Annotated in this window: 17 protein-coding genes; 14 read left to right on the top strand and 3 right to left on the bottom strand. The window is 70.3% G+C overall.

The annotated features are described in order from the left end of the window. Positions 1–145: 145 nt before the first annotated feature. On the bottom strand, positions 146–1,099 hold the full coding sequence (locus JMO03_RS02695; RefSeq protein WP_425491763.1) for an AAA family ATPase: 954 nt from the start codon (positions 1,097–1,099) through the stop codon (positions 146–148). Positions 1,100–1,147: 48 nt separating this feature from the next. Between JMO03_RS02695 and JMO03_RS02690 the strand changes: the two genes are divergently transcribed. Then, positions 1,148–3,019, top strand: a complete 1,872-nt coding sequence (locus tag JMO03_RS02690) for an ArnT family glycosyltransferase (protein ID WP_202839974.1) — start codon at positions 1,148–1,150, stop codon at positions 3,017–3,019. Between the two features lie 14 nt (positions 3,020–3,033). Here JMO03_RS02690 and JMO03_RS02685 read toward each other — a convergent pair whose 3' ends face one another. Together JMO03_RS02685 and JMO03_RS02680 are read right to left on the bottom strand one after the other, a co-directional pair. After that, positions 3,034–3,609, bottom strand: coding sequence for a Maf family protein (locus JMO03_RS02685; RefSeq protein ID WP_202839971.1), 576 nt, complete (start codon positions 3,607–3,609; stop codon positions 3,034–3,036). An 18-nt stretch (positions 3,610–3,627) separates the two neighbouring features. After that, positions 3,628–3,987 (bottom strand): hypothetical protein, encoded by a 360-nt coding sequence (locus JMO03_RS02680; protein ID WP_202839969.1) that lies wholly within the window; start codon positions 3,985–3,987, stop codon positions 3,628–3,630. Between the two features lie 133 nt (positions 3,988–4,120). Between JMO03_RS02680 and JMO03_RS02675 the strand changes: the two genes are divergently transcribed. The 13 genes from JMO03_RS02675 to JMO03_RS02615 all read left to right on the top strand — a co-directional run bounded on the left by JMO03_RS02675 (position 4,121) and on the right by JMO03_RS02615 (position 16,307). Beyond that, positions 4,121–4,630 (top strand): YceD family protein, encoded by a 510-nt coding sequence (locus JMO03_RS02675; RefSeq protein WP_202839967.1) that lies wholly within the window; start codon positions 4,121–4,123, stop codon positions 4,628–4,630. Between the two features lie 79 nt (positions 4,631–4,709). Further along, positions 4,710–4,904 carry a 50S ribosomal protein L32 gene (rpmF, locus tag JMO03_RS02670; RefSeq protein ID WP_149102163.1) on the top strand — a complete coding sequence of 65 codons (195 nt, stop codon included), beginning with the start codon at positions 4,710–4,712 and terminating at the stop codon, positions 4,902–4,904. Positions 4,905–5,017: 113 nt separating this feature from the next. Continuing rightward, a complete protein-coding gene (locus JMO03_RS02665; protein ID WP_202840093.1) occupies positions 5,018–6,001 on the top strand; it encodes a beta-ketoacyl-ACP synthase III in 984 nt (327 codons plus the stop codon). A gap of 354 nt (positions 6,002–6,355) precedes the next feature. Continuing rightward, entirely contained in the window at positions 6,356–7,303 is a 948-nt protein-coding gene (gene fabD / locus JMO03_RS02660) for an ACP S-malonyltransferase (RefSeq protein WP_202839965.1), read from the top strand. A gap of 31 nt (positions 7,304–7,334) precedes the next feature. Beyond that, positions 7,335–8,078, top strand: a complete 744-nt coding sequence (gene fabG / locus JMO03_RS02655) for a 3-oxoacyl-ACP reductase FabG (protein WP_202839962.1) — start codon at positions 7,335–7,337, stop codon at positions 8,076–8,078. A gap of 189 nt (positions 8,079–8,267) precedes the next feature. After that, a complete protein-coding gene (acpP, locus tag JMO03_RS02650; protein ID WP_146387575.1) occupies positions 8,268–8,507 on the top strand; it encodes an acyl carrier protein in 240 nt (79 codons plus the stop codon). 185 nt (positions 8,508–8,692) lie between these two features. Next, entirely contained in the window at positions 8,693–9,931 is a 1,239-nt protein-coding gene (fabF, locus tag JMO03_RS02645; RefSeq protein ID WP_202839960.1) for a beta-ketoacyl-ACP synthase II, read from the top strand. Positions 9,932–10,693: 762 nt separating this feature from the next. Next, complete coding sequence (locus JMO03_RS02640; protein WP_202839958.1) at positions 10,694–12,067, top strand: aminodeoxychorismate synthase component I; 1,374 nt, start codon at positions 10,694–10,696, stop codon at positions 12,065–12,067. Positions 12,068–12,105: 38 nt separating this feature from the next. Continuing rightward, on the top strand, positions 12,106–13,161 hold the full coding sequence (mltG, locus tag JMO03_RS02635) for an endolytic transglycosylase MltG (protein ID WP_202839956.1): 1,056 nt from the start codon (positions 12,106–12,108) through the stop codon (positions 13,159–13,161). A 134-nt stretch (positions 13,162–13,295) separates the two neighbouring features. Further along, entirely contained in the window at positions 13,296–13,928 is a 633-nt protein-coding gene (tmk, locus tag JMO03_RS02630) for a dTMP kinase (RefSeq protein WP_337926346.1), read from the top strand. Continuing rightward, on the top strand, positions 13,925–14,875 hold the full coding sequence (locus JMO03_RS02625) for a DNA polymerase III subunit delta' (protein ID WP_202839951.1): 951 nt from the start codon (positions 13,925–13,927) through the stop codon (positions 14,873–14,875). Before tmk ends, JMO03_RS02625 begins: the two co-directional genes overlap by 4 nt. After that, positions 14,872–15,231: a PilZ domain-containing protein gene (locus tag JMO03_RS02620; RefSeq protein ID WP_202839950.1), complete on the top strand. Its 360-nt coding sequence runs from the start codon at positions 14,872–14,874 to the stop codon at positions 15,229–15,231. Before JMO03_RS02625 ends, JMO03_RS02620 begins: the two co-directional genes overlap by 4 nt. A gap of 5 nt (positions 15,232–15,236) precedes the next feature. After that, positions 15,237–16,307 carry a DUF4380 domain-containing protein gene (locus tag JMO03_RS02615; protein WP_202839941.1) on the top strand — a complete coding sequence of 357 codons (1,071 nt, stop codon included), beginning with the start codon at positions 15,237–15,239 and terminating at the stop codon, positions 16,305–16,307. The last annotated feature ends 4 nt before the right edge of the window (positions 16,308–16,311 follow it).

Genomic DNA, 16,311 nt, shown 5'->3' with positions numbered 1-16,311 from the left:
TCGCGCGCCGCGTGCCGGTCCGTCCGGCGTGTGGCGCGATCGGCGAGTTCGATGCGACGATCGTACGGCGTCGCGACTCGCGTCCGGACCGCGCCGGGCCGACGCGCATGGCCACAGGGACTCGGAACGGTGGCATCGCCCCGGCCTAGTCCACCGGCACGCCGCGCAGGATCGATTCGGCCAGCGCGGCGCCATCGCCGGCCTCGCTTCCGGGCACCAGCCGATGCGCGGCGACCGGGGCGAAAAGCGCCTGCACGTCCTCGGGCAGCACATGGTTGCGCCCCTGCAGCATCGCGTACGCGCGCGCCGCCCGCAGCAGTGCGATGCCGGCGCGCGGCGAAAGACCGACGCGGACGCCCGCCGCGTGGCGACTGCGGCCCAGCAGCGCCTGCACATAGGCGACCAGCGCTTCGCCGGCGTGCACGCCGGCGACCGCGCGACGCAGGCGCAGCACGTCCTCGGCGCCGAGCGTCGGCATGGCCTGCGCGATCAGCTCGCGCCGGTCCTCGCCCGAGAGCAGCGCGCGCTCGGCATCCTCGTGGGGATAGCCCAGCGTGAGCCGCAGCAGGAACCGGTCGAGTTGCGAATCCGGCAACGGATAGGTGCCCGACAGGTCCACCGGGTTCTGGGTGGCGATGACGAAGAACGGCTCGGGCAGGCGGTGGGTGGTGCCGTCGACCGTCACCTGGTGCTCGGCCATCGCCTCGAGCAGCGCGCTCTGGGTGCGCGGTGGCGCGCGGTTGATCTCGTCGGCCAGCAGCACGTTGGCGAACACCGGGCCGGGGTGGAACTCGAACCGCCGCGCCTGCGCGTCGAAGATCGACACGCCGACGATGTCCGAGGGCAGCAGGTCCGAGGTGAACTGCACGCGCTGGAAGCCCAGGCCCAGGGTCGCGGCGAGCGCATGCGCGAGCGTGGTCTTGCCCAGTCCCGGCAGGTCCTCGATCAGCAGGTGTCCGTCCGACAGCAGGGCGACGAACGCCAGCCGCACTTCGTGCGCCTTGCCGAGCACGAATCCGTTCACCTGGGCCTGCGCCGCCGTCAACGCGTCTTGATCGCGGTCGGTTAGCATGGCCGGTTCGTGGATGGCGGCGGGCACGGCGCACTCCTTTCGATACGGATTCGAGTGTAGCGGGGTTGCGTAGCAATGCGGGAACGGGAAGGCATGCGTGCGGCGTTCATCACGCTCTGGTCGGCGGTCGTGCTGGTCAAGCTGGTGGTGGCCGCGCGCCTGCCGCTGTTCGTCGACGAGGCGTTCTACTGGCAGGAAGGTCGCCACCTGGCGTGGGCCTACTCGGACCTGCCGGGCCTCACCGCCTGGACGATCCGCCTGGGCGGCACGTTGTTCGGCGACGGAGTGCTCGCGGCGCGATCGCTGTTCCTGCTGGTGTCGGCGCTGCTGCCCTGGCTGGTGGTGGCGATCACCCGACGCCAGTTCGATGAGCGCCAGGCCTGGACCGCCGGCTGCGCCGCGCTGGTGCTGCCGCTGTTCGGCATGATCGGAGTGATGGCGCTGCCGGACGTGCTGATGGCGCTGGCGACACTGCTTGCCCTGGACGCGCTGACGAGGATGTTCCGCGGCGTGACCCACGCCAACGCCGTGCAGCTCGCGTTCGCCCTGGCGATCGGCGCGCTGAGCCACTATCGCTTCATCGCCGCGATCGGCGCGGGCTTCGTCGCGCTGCTGCTGATCGCGCGGGGACGCGAGCTGCTGCGCGATCCGCGTCTGATCATCGCGATCGCCTTCGGCGCGGCGGCATGGATGCCGCTGCTGGCCTGGAACATCGAGAACGCGGAGGCCGGACTGCGCTTCCAGCTCGTGGACCGCCATCCCTGGGCCCTGCATCCGGATGGCGTCGCGTTTCTCGGCATCCAGGCCGCGCTGGTGACGCCGCTGCTGTTCGTGGCATTGCTGTGGGCCGCGTGGAAGTTCCATCGCGCGGACGATCCGGCGCTGCGGTTGCTGGCGCTCAGCGGTGCGATCGTCATCGTCGGCTTCTTCGGGCTCGGCTTCTTCGCCGACACCGAGCGGGTCAGCTTCCACTGGCCGCTGCCGGGCTATGTCGCGCTGCTGCCGCTGCTGCCGGCGGCGATCGCCGGCTGGCCGAGGGCGGTGCGCGTCGCGACTTGGTCGCTGGCGGCGGTCGGGCTGGTGGCGGTGCTGGGCTACCACGTCGCGGTGTCGACGCCGGAGCTGCGCGCGCGCGCGGCCGCGCTGAAGTGGTATCCGTCCAATTTCGCGGGCTGGGACGTGCTGGCCGACGAGGTGCGTCGCGCCCGCGCCGGGCTGCCCGCCGACACCCGGCTGCTGGCCGACAACTTCAAGATCGGCGCCGAACTGGGGTTCGCGCTCGGCGAAACCGACATTCCGGTGCTCGACCATCCGCTCAACCGCGCACACGGCCGCGCACCCCAGTTGCAGTTGTGGGGGCTCGAGGTCACTTCGCGCGAAGCGCTGGCCGGGAAGCCGTTACTGCTGGTCGTCGGCACGAGCGACGTGCCCTACCGCGACCTGCTGGCGCGTTACCACGCACTGTGCCGGCTGCTCGGCCCGCTGCCTGCGCCACGCGTGCTCAACGTCGACCACGGCCGCCAGCGCTTCCTGCTGCTGGCGTGGCCGGAGGGGTTGCCGCACGCGCCGAAGGCGGGCGAAGAGGAGCGCGCGTGCGTCACCCCGGCGATGGCGTGGATCGACACCCCGCCCTCCGGCGGCGCCGTATCCGGCGACTTCGAGGTGGCCGGCTGGGCGTTCAAGGATGGCGTCGGTCTGGCGAAGGTCGAGGTGCTGGTCGACGGGCGTCCGGCGGCCGTGGCCGAGTACGGCCTGGCCAGCCCGGGGACGGCGACGTACTGGAAGATTTCCACCGATCCGCGGCACCCCGCCGTGGGCTTCCGCGCGAAGCTCGAAGCTGGGACGATCCCGACGGGACGCCGCTGGCTGGGGCTGCGCCTGCATGGCGCCGACGGCAGCGTGGAGGACTGGAGCGAAGTCCCGATCCGGGTCGACGCCGCGGACTGAGGCTTCGGGGGAACTCAGGGAATGGCGAAACCGCGGGCGCGCAGCAACCGCGCGGTGGCGATCAGCGGCAGGCCGACGAGAGCGGTCGGGTCCCGGGTGTCGATCGCGTCGAACAGCGCGATCCCGAGCCCCTCGCATTTGAAGCTGCCCGCGCAATCGAGCGGCTGCTCGAATTCGACGTAGCGGGCGATGTCGTCGTCTCCCAGCGGGCGGAAGCGGACCGTGGTGGTGTCCAGCGCATGGCCGGTCGCGCCGTCGGGGCCCGCGACCGCCACCGCGGTCAGGAACACCGCCTCGCGCCCGGACATCGCCTGCAGTTGCGCGATCGCCGCCTCGTGCGTCCCGGGCTTGCCGAGCACCTGGCCGTCGCAGCTCGCGACCTGGTCGGAACCGATCACCACCGCATCCGGCCGCCGCGCCGAGACCGCCTCGGCCTTGGCGCCCGCCAGGCGCAGCGCCAGCGAGCCGGGCGCTTCGCCGGGCAGGGGGCGCTCGTCGACGTCGGGTCGCGCGGTGTCGAACGGCAGGCGCAGGCGCGCCAGCAGTTCCGCCCGATAGCGCGACGTGGAGGCGAGGACGAGCCCTGGCATGCCGGTCCGGGTCGCCGTTCAGTGCAACGACGCGCGTGCGCGTTCGATCTGCAGCAGCTGCGTCTCGATGTTGTCGCGGGCCGCATCGATCGAGGCGCGCACCGTATCGAGCTGCTCCAGCGACGCCTCCCGGCCGTGCAACTGCAGCCACAGCCGCTGCCGCAGCATTTCCTGCATCGCCTCGCGCACCGGGTTCTGCTCGTCGCCGGCGATCGCCTCGATCTCCGAGCGCGCGGCCCGCAGCCGGTCCTCCAGCGCATCGGCCGAATCCAGCAGCTGCGCCATCGCCCGGTTGCGGCGCCCACCCCGGCGGCGCAGCCAGAACGACAGCGCGAGCATGGCCGCGACCAGCAGCAGGGAAAGGGCAAACAGGGTCACAATGACGCTCCCGGGGCGGGGGTGCAGTCTGCCCCGGGCCGGCAGCGGCGGCAAATTCCCTGCCGCTTCAGGGAGTTGCCGATCCGGGGCCTGTTTGACAGGGCCAGCCGGCATCCTTAAAATTCAGCGGCTTATGTCCGCGGAAATGCCCGAGACCCTGGACGCCTGGCGAATGGTTGCCTCGCGGCGGGAATTCGAAGGCCGGGTCGCGTTGTCCGCGCTGGCGAGGCTGCGCGACGCGCTGTCCGGCACCGGGGGCGAGGTGGTCTTCGCGCTCGGGTTCGATCGCGACACCATGCAGGTCCCGTACCTGGAACTGAGGATCGATGCGGAGTTGCCGCTGCAATGCCAGCGCACCCTGCAGCCGTTCCTGTTCCCGGTGCGGTCGGTGCAGCGGCTGGGCCTGATCCGCGACGAGGCGGACGAGGCCGGGCTGCCGGCCGGCTACGAGCCGCTGCTGGTGCCGCAGGACGGCGTGCTGCGGCCGCTGGAACTGGTGGAGGACGAGTTGATCCTCGCCATCCCGGTGGTGCCGGTGAAACCGGGCTCCGAAGCGGTGGAGCGCGACTGGCCGGTGTCCGCGGAAGAAGAGGTGCGTGCCAATCCCTTCGCGGGGCTGGCGGCGCTAAAGAAGCAGAGTTGAACCACACAATCGAAGCGTTCCGCGCCGTCATGGCGGACCCGAGCAGTCGCAACAACCGAATCGTTCCTGGAGCAATCCCATGGCTGTGCAGAAATCCCGCGTCACCCCGTCCCGTCGTGGCATGCGTCGTTCCCACGACGCGCTGACGGCGAAGCAGCTCGCCACCGACCCGACCTCGGGCGAGACCCACCTGCGCCACCACATCACCGCCGACGGCTACTACCGCGGCAAGCAGGTGATCCAGCCGAAGGTCAAGGTCGTCGAGGAAGACTGACCCGTCCGGGCCCGCGTGCGGGCCCGGTGGACATCGGCATGCCGACGGCGTCCGCGCTGCGGCGACCCCGCGGCATGGAGGCCGCCCGCATCGATCCGAGGGCCGTCCCCGAGATGAGCAGCGAGCGACTGTATTCCCGTATCGCCGGTACCGGCAGCTACCTGCCCTCCAAGGTGCTGACCAACGACGACCTGTCGAAGATCGTCGACACCAGCGACGAATGGATCGCGTCGCGCACCGGCATCCGCGAACGCCACATCGCCGCCGAAGGCGAGACCACGGTGGACCTCGCGTTCCAGGCCTCGCTGCGGGCGATGGAGGCGGCCGGCGTGGCGGCGGACGAGATCGACCTGATCGTCCTCGGCACCACGACGCCCGACCTGATCTTCCCGTCCTCGGCCTGCCTGCTGCAGCATCGGCTGGGCATCGCCGGCTGCGGCGCGTTCGACGTCAACGCCGCGTGCTCGGGTTTCCTGTACGCGCTTTCGGTCGCCGACAAGTTCATCCGCTGTGGCGACGCGAAGACGGTGCTGGTGGTGGGCTCCGAAACCCTGACCCGCATGGTCGACTGGACCGAACGCGAGACCTGCGTTCTGTTCGGCGACGGCGCCGGCGCGGTGGTGCTCAAGGCCGATGACGAGACCGGCATCCTCAGCACCCACCTGCACGCCGATGGCGGCAAGAAGGAGTTGCTCTGGAACCCCGTCGGCGTGTCGGTCGGGTTCCGGGAGAACGAGAAGAACGCGGGCGTGCGCATCCGCATGTCCGGCAGCGACGTGTTCAAGTACGCGGTCAAGGCACTGGACTCGGTGGTCGAGGAAACGCTCGAAGCCAACGGCCTCGACCGCCACGACATCGACTGGCTGATCCCGCACCAGGCCAACCTGCGCATCATCGAGGCCACGGCCAAGCGCCTGGACATGCCGATGGAGCGCGTGATCGTCACCGTCGACAGGCACGGCAACACGTCCTCGGGTTCGGTGCCGCTGGCGCTCGACGAGGCGGTGCGCTCGGGCAAGGTGCAGCGTGGCCAGCTGCTGCTGCTCGAAGCCTTCGGCGGCGGCTTCACCTGGGGCTCGGCGCTGCTGCGCTACTGATCCTGTGCCAGCAGGCGCGCCCGGGGGACGGGTCATCGCCATCTGTCGTTTCGATGCGACTTCCACTGCCATTTCGACCGCAGGGAGAAACCCTGCCGTTGCATTGCGGACTGCTGCCCCGAGATTTCTCCCTGCGGTCGAAATGACGAATGGGATGGGCCGATGTGACAGGAGGAGGGTGCGCTGCCAGCAGGCGCGCCACGCACTCCCCGAAGGGAAACGCCCGGGATTCGACGGCAGCCCCGGGCGATGCCGGGTTTCCAGGGATCGTACCCGCGCGGCATACGCCTCGGTACAGACGAGGCCCCGCGTTTGCCCGTATCATCGCGCCCTGTTTTTCCTCCGGAAGCCGGCGTGACCGATCCGCAACTCGCGTTCGTGTTTCCCGGGCAGGGCTCGCAGTCGGTGGGCATGCTCGCGGAACTCTCGGAACTGCATCGCGTCGTGCGCGAGACCTTCGACGAGGCGTCGGACGGCGCCGGGGTCGACCTGTGGGCGCTGTCGCAGGGCGGCCCGGAGGAACAGCTCAACCGTACCGAGTACACGCAACCGGCGCTGCTGGCGGCCGGGGTCGCGGTCTGGCGCGCATGGCAGGCGCAGGATGGCGCGCAGCCCGCGCTGCTCGCCGGGCACAGCCTCGGCGAGTACGCCGCGCTGGTCGCGGCCGGCGCGTTGTCGCTGAAGGATGGCGCGCACCTGGTGCGGATCCGCGGCCAGCTGATGCAGGATGCCGCGCCTGCCGGGACCGGCGCGATGGCGGCCGTGATCGGTGCCGAGGACGCGCTGGTGGAGGAAGTCTGCAAGGCCGCCTCGCACAGCGACGTGGTGGTGCCCGCGAACTACAACTCGCCCGGCCAGATCGTGATCGGCGGCGATGCCGCGGCGGTCGAGCGCGCGCTGGCGCTGCTGGCGGAACGGGGCGTGCGCAAGACGGTGAAACTGGCCGTCAGCGTGCCTTCGCACACGCCGATGATGCGCGAGGCCGCGAACCGGCTGTCGGAAACCATGGCCGGCCTGGCCTGGCGCGAACCCGCCTTGCCCGTGGTGCAGAACGTGGACGCGGAAGTGCACCAGGGCGTGCAGGCGATCCGCGACGCGCTGGTGCGCCAGCTCTACCTGCCGGTGCAGTGGACCGGCTGCGTGCGTGCGCTCGCCGGCAAGGGGGCCTCGCGCATCGCCGAGTGCGGCCCGGGAAAGGTGCTGACCGGGCTCGCCAGGCGCATCGACAAGGACCTCGATGCGCGCGCCATCGGCGGCGTCGGCGACTTCGAGTCCGCGCTCGCCGACTGGGCGGCCGCCTGATCCTCCAACGCTCGAACCAAAGGGAGCTGTCATGACCCAACCCCTGCACGGCGAGATCGCGCTGGTCACCGGCGCCAGCCGCGGCATCGGCGCCGCGATCGCCGACCTGCTGGCCGCGCAAGGCGCGACCGTGGTCGGCACCGCCACCTCCGAAGCCGGCGCGCAGGCGATCGCCGCGCGTCTCGCGGCGCACGGCGGCCATGGCCGCGTGCTGGATGTCGCCGAACCCGGCGCGATCGAGGCACTGGTCGAGTCGATCGGCAAGGACGTGGGCGCGATCTCGATCCTGGTCAACAACGCCGGCATCACCCGCGACAACCTGCTGATGCGGATGAAGGACGAGGACTGGCAGGCGATCCTCGACACCAACCTCACCAGCGTCTACCGCGCGTCGAAGGCGGTGATGCGCGGCATGATGAAGGCGCGCAAGGGCCGCATCATCAGCATCGCCTCGGTGGTCGGCGTTACCGGCAACGCCGGGCAGACCAACTACGCCGCGGCCAAGGCCGGCATCATCGCCTTCGGCAAGTCGCTGGCCAAGGAGATCGGTTCGCGTGGCGTCACAGTGAACGTGGTCGCCCCCGGCTTCATCGAGACCGACATGACCGCCGTGCTGCCGGAGGACGCGAAGAACGCATTGATCGGCCAGATCGCGCTCGGCCGTCTCGGCCAGGCCGCGGACATCGCCAGTGCGGTCGCGTTCCTCGCCGGTCCCGGCGCCGGCTACATCACCGGCGAAACCCTGCACGTCAACGGCGGCATGTACATGCCCTGAGGGAGACGTTCCAGGGTGGGCGCGGCCTGGCCGCGACACACCCTAAGTTGCCGATTCCAAAGGGATTGCGTGACCGGATTCGCGGTCCGCATCCACACTCCCGGGGCCGCGCGGCGGCAACGCGCTATCCTCCCCCCGGATCAGCCCTTACACTTGTCACCGAAACAGCCTCCGCGGAGCCAACAGCCAATGAGCAGCATCGAAGAACGCGTCAAGAAGATCGTGGTCGAACAACTGGGCGTCAAGGAAGAGGAGGTCAGCGCCAGCGCTTCCTTCGTGGACGACCTCGGCGCGGATTCGCTCGACACCGTCGAACTCGTGATGGCACTCGAGGAAGAGTTCGAGTGCGAGATCCCCGACGAGGAAGCCGAGAAGATCACCTCGGTGCAGCAGGCGATCGATTACATCAAGGCCCACGTCAAGGCGTGATGCCCGTCGGCTCCACGCCCGGTCGCATCCGGCCCGGCGCAGCCGCGCAGGCGATGCCATCCGTCGACCGTTGAACCGGTCGACCTGAAACAACACCGGGGCCGCTTTTTGCGGCCTCGCGTGTTTTGCGGCGCGCCGCATCGTGGCGTGCAGCGCCGTCCCATGCAGTGAGGAGAGAGTCGACCATGTCCAAGCGCCGCGTCGCCATTACCGGCATCGGCATCCTGTCGCCGCTCGGCAACGACCTGGCGTCGAGCTGGGACGGCATCGTCAACGGCCGGTCCGGGATCGGCCCGATCACCCACTTCGACCCGTCCGCGTTCGCGACCCGCATCGCCGGCCAGGTCAAGGACTTCGATGCCTCGCAATGGATCGCCGCGAAGGACATCAAGAAGATGGATCCCTTCGTGCACTACGGCGTGGCGGCGGCGTTGATGTCGATCGCCGATGCCGGACTTGAAGTGTCCGGCGAGGCGGCCGACCGCATCGGCGTGGCGATCGGCGCCGGCATCGGCGGCCTCAAGGGCATCGAAGACACGGCGATCAAGTACCACGAGGGCGGCCCGCGCAAGATCTCGCCGTTCTACGTGCCGAGCACGATCATCAACATGATCTCCGGCCATGTCTCGATCATCACCGGCGCGAAGGGACCGAACATCGCTGTGGTCACCGCCTGCACCACGGCCACCCACAACATCGGGCTGGCGGCGCGGATGATCCAGTACGGCGATGCCGACGCGATGATCGCCGGCGGCGCCGAGTTCGCGACCACCCCGACCTCGGTCGGCGGCTTCTGCGCGATGAAGGCGCTGTCCACGCGCAACGATGATCCGCAACAGGCATCGCGTCCCTGGGACCGCGATCGCGACGGTTTCGTCATGGGCGACGGCGCCGGCGTGCTGGTGCTGGAAGAGTACGAGCGCGCGAAGGCGCGCGGCGCGCGCATCTACGCCGAGCTGGCCGGCTTCGGCATGAGCGGCGATGCGCACCACATGACCGCGCCCAGCGAGAACGGCGAGGGCGGGGCGCGCTGCATGGTCGCCGCGATCCGGGATGCCGGCATCGATCCGTCCGCGGTCGGATACATCAACGCGCACGGCACGTCCACGCCACAGGGCGACCTGGCCGAGACCATGGGTATCAAGTCGGTGTTCGGCGCGCATGCGTCGAAGCTGATGGTCAGCTCGACCAAGTCGATGACCGGGCACCTGCTCGGTGCCGCCGGCGGGGTCGAGGCGGTGTTCTCGGCCATGGCGATCCATGCCGGCGTGATCCCGCCGACGATCAACCTCGACAACCCGTCCGAGGGCTGCGACCTCGACTACGTGCCGCATACGGCGCGCGAGGCGAAGATCGACATCGCGTTGTCGAATTCGTTCGGGTTCGGTGGGACGAACGGGACGCTGGTGTTCAAGCGGGTCTGATCGATTCCGGTGCGATCGGGACAGGGTCGTCGTTTTCGTGATCCGTGATCCGTGATCCGTTGGGTTTTTGGCCTACAGATCTGAGGCAAGAGCTTCCGCTCGCCGTAGGCGAGCGGGTTCATTTCTTTTGAAGCGCCAAAAGAAACGAACCAAAGAAAAACGCTTTCCCCGCAACGGCACAAGCTCGCGGCTCACACAGGATCGAGATTTTCCGACTCGCCATCCATGGCTCGGTCGGAAAACGCCGCACATCCTGTGCGGCGCCCTCCGGGTCTGCAGGGTGACGCGGTGGTTTATGGAAAGCACAAGTTAAGGTGATCTTCCTGCAACTTGGGAAAAACACGCCGGTGCTACTGGCACCACCAGTTCCGGCGAGCAGCGCGTTGACGCGTCTGCTCTCTCCTGTTTCCTGCTCTTGACCTGGGTGAGGCGACCTTGGGGTTCGGAGACCCGGAGGGCGGCGCGCAGGACGCGCGCCGTTTTTCGCCACGGCAGGGATGCCGTGTCGAAAAATCCCGTTCCCGCCTCAGGTCGCGAGCTTGTGCACTTGCGGGGAAGCGCCTTTTCTTTGGTTCGTTTCTTTTGGCGCCATCAAAAGAAATGAACCGGCCGCCGCAGGCGGACGGAAGCTCTTGAGATCGGGGCTACGGAAGGCAGTCGGGATACCCGGCAGCCCGACGACTTTGCCCGCTCGCGTCCTGCCGCGATGCGTTTGCTCTTATCCTTGCTCTCCCGAACCGGGATATCGCCCCACGGCGTTGCATGCTGGTCACCCGCCCCCTCCCGACCACCACCGACCTGCTGTCGCTGCACCGGCTGGCACCCGCGCGCTATCCGCTGCTGCTGCAATCGGTGGCGCACGGCACCGCGCAGGGACGCTGGGACCTGCTGCTGATGGCGACGGGCCAGTCCCTGACCCTCGCGCCGGACGGGACCACGCGCGACCAGGCCGGCCACGCGCTTCCAGGCACATTCCTCGACGCGATCGATCGCGCCTGGCAATCGCTGCGGGTGGCGCGCGAGGAGCCGCGCTGGCCGTTCCGCGGCGGTTGGGCGCTGCTGCTCGGCTACGAACTCGCGCAACAGGTCGAGCCGGTCCTGCAGTTGCCCTCGGCCGAGGGAGGCTTGCCGGTGGCGCAGGCGCTGCGCTGCCCGGCCGCGGTGCTGCGCGACCACGCCAGCGGCGAATGTGTCGCGGTTGTCGAATCAGACGACGCAGCGATGCTCGACACCATCGGCGACGACCTCGCCCGGACGAGTCGGCTCGCCGCGATGCCCGCGTGGCAGCCGCCTACGAGTGTGGATGAGGACGCGCCGGATCGGTTCGTCGAGGGCGTCGCCCGCATCCTCGAATACCTCGCCGCCGGGGACGTGTTCCAGGTCAACCTGTCGCGTGGCTGGTGCGTCGGGTTCGAGGTTCCGATGGATCCGGCGCGGCTTTACGCGCGCCTGCGCGAGGCCAATCCCGCGCCGTTCTCGGGGCTTTATGCCGGCCCGGACTGGGCGGTGGTCAGCGCCTCGCCCGAGCGCCTGGTCTCGGTGCGCGGCGACGTGGTCGAGACCCGGCCGATCGCCGGCACCCGGCCGCGCTTCCCCGGCGACGACGATGGCGCCCGGATGCGCGAACTGATCGGGCATCCCAAGGAGCGCGCCGAACACGTGATGCTGGTCGACCTGGAGCGCAACGACCTCGGGCGCGTCTGCGTGCCGGGCAGCGTCGAGGTCGACGAGCTGATGACGATCGAGAGCTACGCGCACGTGCACCACATCGTCAGCAACGTGCGTGGACGACTGCGCCGCCAGGCGACGCCGGGCGAGGTGATCGCCGCCGTGTTCCCGGGCGGCACCATCACCGGCTGCCCGAAGGTGCGCTGCATGCAGGTCATCGCCGAACTCGAGGGCACCGGGCGCGGCGCCTACACCGGCGCGATGGGCTGGCTGAATCGCGACGGCGACCTCGACCTCAACATCCTGATCCGCAGCGCCGAGGTCGAAGGTGCGCGCGCGCGCTTCCGCACCGGCGCCGGGATCGTGGCCGATTCGGACCCGCAGCGCGAGCTCGACGAAACCCGGGCCAAGGCGCGCGGCATGCTGCAGGCGCTGTTCCCGACCGGCGTCGACGGCAGGGTATCCTGAGCCGATGACGAACCGATCCCCATCGATGGAGCCGCGGCATGGCCGCTGAGCGCAGGCGCAGACGCGGCCTGGGCCTGTTCTTCATGCTCTCGGCGCTGCTGGCGGGCGCCGCCGGATACTGGCTGTACGACCGCTACACCGGCTTCGCCGATACGCCGCTGGCGGGCATCGGCGAGGACGCGTCGCTCGTCGTGGAGCGCGGGGATTCTTTCGCCCGCGTGCTGGGCAAGCTGCGGGCCGCGGGCGCGACCGTCGGACACGACGCCGAATGGCAGTTGCTGGCGCGCCAGCTCGGCGCCGATGGCCGGATCCAGGTCGGCGAGTACGCGCTCGATCCCGCGCTGACGCCGCGACTGCTGCTCGAGCGGATGCGCGACGGCAAGGTGGTCAGCTACCGCTTCACCCTGGTCGAGGGATGGAACATCCGCGAGCTGCGCGCGGCGCTGGCGAAGGCGAGTCCGCTGGTGCAGACGATCGGCGAGGTCGACGACGCCGCGCTGATGGACGCCCTCGGCCATCCCGGCGTGCATCCCGAGGGCCGGTTCCTGCCCGAGACGTACGTCTACACCCGCGGCGACAGCGACCTCGACCTGTTGCGGCGCGCGAACGCCGCGCTCGGCCGGGCGCTGCAGGCGGCGTGGGAATCGCGTGCCGCCGACATTCCGTTGAAGAGCGCAGACGAGGCGCTGGTGCTGGCCTCGATCATCGAGAAGGAAACCGGGATCGCCGAGGAGCGCGCGCAGATCGGCGGCGTCTTCGCGCGCCGGCTCAAGCGCGGCATGCGGCTGCAGACCGATCCCACCGTGATCTACGGCATGGGCAGCGCGTACGACGGCAACATCCGCCGCGCCGACCTGCTCGCCGACACGCCTTACAACACCTATACCCGCGACGGCCTGCCGCCGACGCCGATCGCGATGGCCGGCATCGACGCGATCCGCGCCGCGACCAACCCGGCCGACGGCGACACGCTGTACTTCGTCGCGGTCGGAGACGGCAGCGGCCGCCATGTGTTCTCGCGTACGCTCGACGAGCACAACGCCGCGGTACGCGAGTACGTGCGCCGCTACCGCGAACAGTTCGGGCCGAGATGAGCGGGACGGGATCTCCCGGGAAGCCGACCGACGCCGTCCGTGGCGAAGCGGCGCAAGTTCCGGACGCCCGGCACCGGCCAGCGGCGGCCGGGCATCCGGACCCGCGGCAGCCGCCGATCGGGCAACGGCCAGGCGTGACGCCTCATCCGCGCTTCGTCTCGCTGGAGGGCGGCGAGGGCGCCGGCAAGACCACGGTGCTCAACGCCCTGCGCGAGGCCCTGCGCGAGGGCGGCGACGAGGTGGTGGCGACCCGCGAGCCCGGCGGCACGCCGCTGGCGGAGCGGATCCGCGGTCTGCTGCTGGATCCCGCGCACGAGGCGCCGTCGGCCGAGGCGGAGCTGCTGCTGATGTTCGCCGCCCGCGCGCAGCACGTGCACGAGACGATCGCGCCGGCGCTGGCGCGCGGCGCATGGGTGTTGTGCGACCGCTTCACCGATTCCAGCTACGCCTACCAGGGCGGTGGCCGCGGCCTCGACGCCGCCTGGATCGCGGAGCTGGAGCGGCGCGTGGTCGGCCTGCAGCCGGGACTGACCCTGCTGCTCGACATCGACGTGGCGCGCGGGCGCGAACGTACGCGCGGCCGCGACCTGGTGCCCGACCGGATCGAATCCGAGCGCGACGAGTTCTTCGAGCGCGTGCGGGCGACGTATCGCGCGCGCGCGGCCGCCGAACCGGGTCGCTTCCGCGTCATCGACGCCTCGCAGGCGGCCGCCGAGGTGGCCGCCGAGGCGGTGCGTCAGTGGCGGGCATGGCGGGAGCAGGCATGAACGATGCCCTGGCCCCCTGGCAGCAGCGCGCGCACGACCAGGCGCTGGCGTCGCTCGCCGACGGCCGGCTCGGCCACGCGCTGCTGGTCTGCGGCCCGGCCCGGCTCGGCAAGCGCGCGGTCGCCGAGCGGCTCGCGGCACACCTGCTCGATGCGCACGAGCCACGCGCGGCGCACCTGATCGCGGCCGGCACCCATCCCGACTTCCATCTCGTGACCCTGCAACCCAACCGCGAAGGCACGAAGCTGCGCACCGAGATCGTGATCGAACAGATCCGCGAACTTTCGGAGAAGCTGTCGCTGACGCCGCAGTACGGCGGCGCGCAGGTGGCGATCGTCGATCCGGCCGATGCGCTCAACGCCTCGGCCGCGAACGCCCTGCTCAAGACCCTGGAAGAGCCGCAGCCCGGCCGTTACCTGTGGCTGGTGGCGTCCAACCCGGCGCGCCTGCCCGCGACCATCCGCAGCCGCTGCCAGCGGCTGGAACTGCGCTTGCCGCCGCGCGACGAAGCACTGGCGTGGCTGCGCGCGGCCGGACACGTCGACAAGGCCGCCGCGGAAGCGCTGGATGCCGCGCGTGGCCATCCCGGCCTCGCCGACAGCTGGCTGCGCGATGGCGGTATGCAGTTGCGCAAGGACGTGGCCGGGGATCTGGCCAAGCTCGCGCGCGGCGATGCGGCGCCGATCGAAACCGCGCAACGCTGGGTCGCCGACGAGGACGCGGCGCTGCGGCTGCGCCACGCCGCCGACCTGGCACTGGCCGAGGCCGCGGGGTTGACCGATCCGGCGCGAATCCGGAAGCTGGCGCAGTGGTTCGATGCGGCCAACCGCACCCGCGACCTGCTGCGCACCACGGTGCGCGCGGACCTCGCGGTCGCGGAACTGCTGCTGGCATGGCGTGGCCCCGCAGCGCAGCGCGCCGGGACGGGATCGAGGACTCACCGATGAGCAGCACCGCGGGTGGCGCACGGCAGGGCATCCTGTCGCTGACGCTGAAGGACAAGACCCAGTTGTACGGCGCGTACATGCCGTACCTGAAGTACGGCGGCATCTTCGTACCCACGCCCAAGCGCTATTTCCTCGGCGACGAGGTGTTCCTGCTGCTGACCCTGCCCGAATCCAGCGACCGCCTTCCGGTGGCCGGCAAGGTGGTCTGGGTGACGCCCACCGGTGCGCAGGGCGCCCGCACCGCCGGCGTCGGCGTGCAGTTCGCCGACACGCCGGAAGGCGAGGCGGCGAAGAACCGGATCGAGACCCTGCTCGCGGGCACGCTGAGCGCGGACAAGCCCACGCACACGATGTGAGGGCGATGGGCCTGCGTCTTCCGGTCGCCGGGCTGCTGGCGGCGTCGCTCCTCGCTCCAGCCTTCGTGGTGGCCGGCGTCGGGCGGGTGCAGTTGGATGATGGGCACCTGCAGGTCGAAATCGCGCCGGCCCTGGGCGGGCGCATCGTGCATGTGTCGCTGCCCGGCCGTCCGAACCTGCTGAAGGTGGGCGCGGCGGTCGATGCCGTGCCCGACCCGGTCCCCGCAGCGGACGGCGAGAACATCCCCTACATGGGCCACGAGCTCTGGACCGGCCCGCAGTCGGGCTGGTGGCTCGACCAGGACGTCAACCCGCAGCGCCGCGCCGCCGCCGCGCAGTGGCCGCCGGACCCGTGGCTGGCGAACGCACGCAACCGCATCGTCGAACGGGCTGCGGACCGGCTGGTGCTGGAGGGCATGCCCAGCCCGGTGAGCGGGCTGCGGGCGACGCAGGCCTTCCGCCTGTCCGGCCAGTCGCCCGCGACGCTCGAACTGTCGGCCGAAGCGGTCAACGTCCGCGATCGCGAGGTGCGCCGCGATCTCTGGTTCAACACCCGCCTGCCTGCCGGCAGCCGGGTGTTCGTGCCGGTGGCGACACCGGGCGACGCGCGGCTGCGCGCCGACGAGACCGAGGCGTACGCAGGTCCGGTCGCCTGGTGGGAGGATGGCCTGTACTCGCTGCAGCTCGATCCGCCGCCGCAGGGCAAGACCGGACGGCGCGGCAAGATCTTCATCGCGCCCTCCGCGGGCTGGATCGCCGGCTTCAACGCAGGGCAACTGTTGCTGATCCGTTTCGGGCGGCAGCCGGACGAGGCCATCGATCCCGAACATGGCCAGGTCGAACTCTACCTCGACTGGCATCACGGCGATCCCGACGCGGGACTGCTGGAACTGGAAGTGCACGCGCCGATGCGCACGCTGGCGCCAGCCGAATCGATGCATGCCGGCGAGACCTGGACGGTATTGCCTTACGACGGCCCCGACGGGATCGAAGCCCAGCGTGCGGCACTCGTGCAGGCGCTTGCGGCGCTGGACATCGATGGCTGGCAGTCACCGCGCAAGTCGCCACCCGAGTGAATCT

Source organism: Luteimonas saliphila, from assembly GCF_016774335.1.
Classification (GTDB): Bacteria; Pseudomonadota; Gammaproteobacteria; order Xanthomonadales; family Xanthomonadaceae; genus Luteimonas; species Luteimonas saliphila.
Note: the sequence above shows the minus strand (reverse complement) of the source record. Positions and strands in the feature narration are given on the sequence as shown.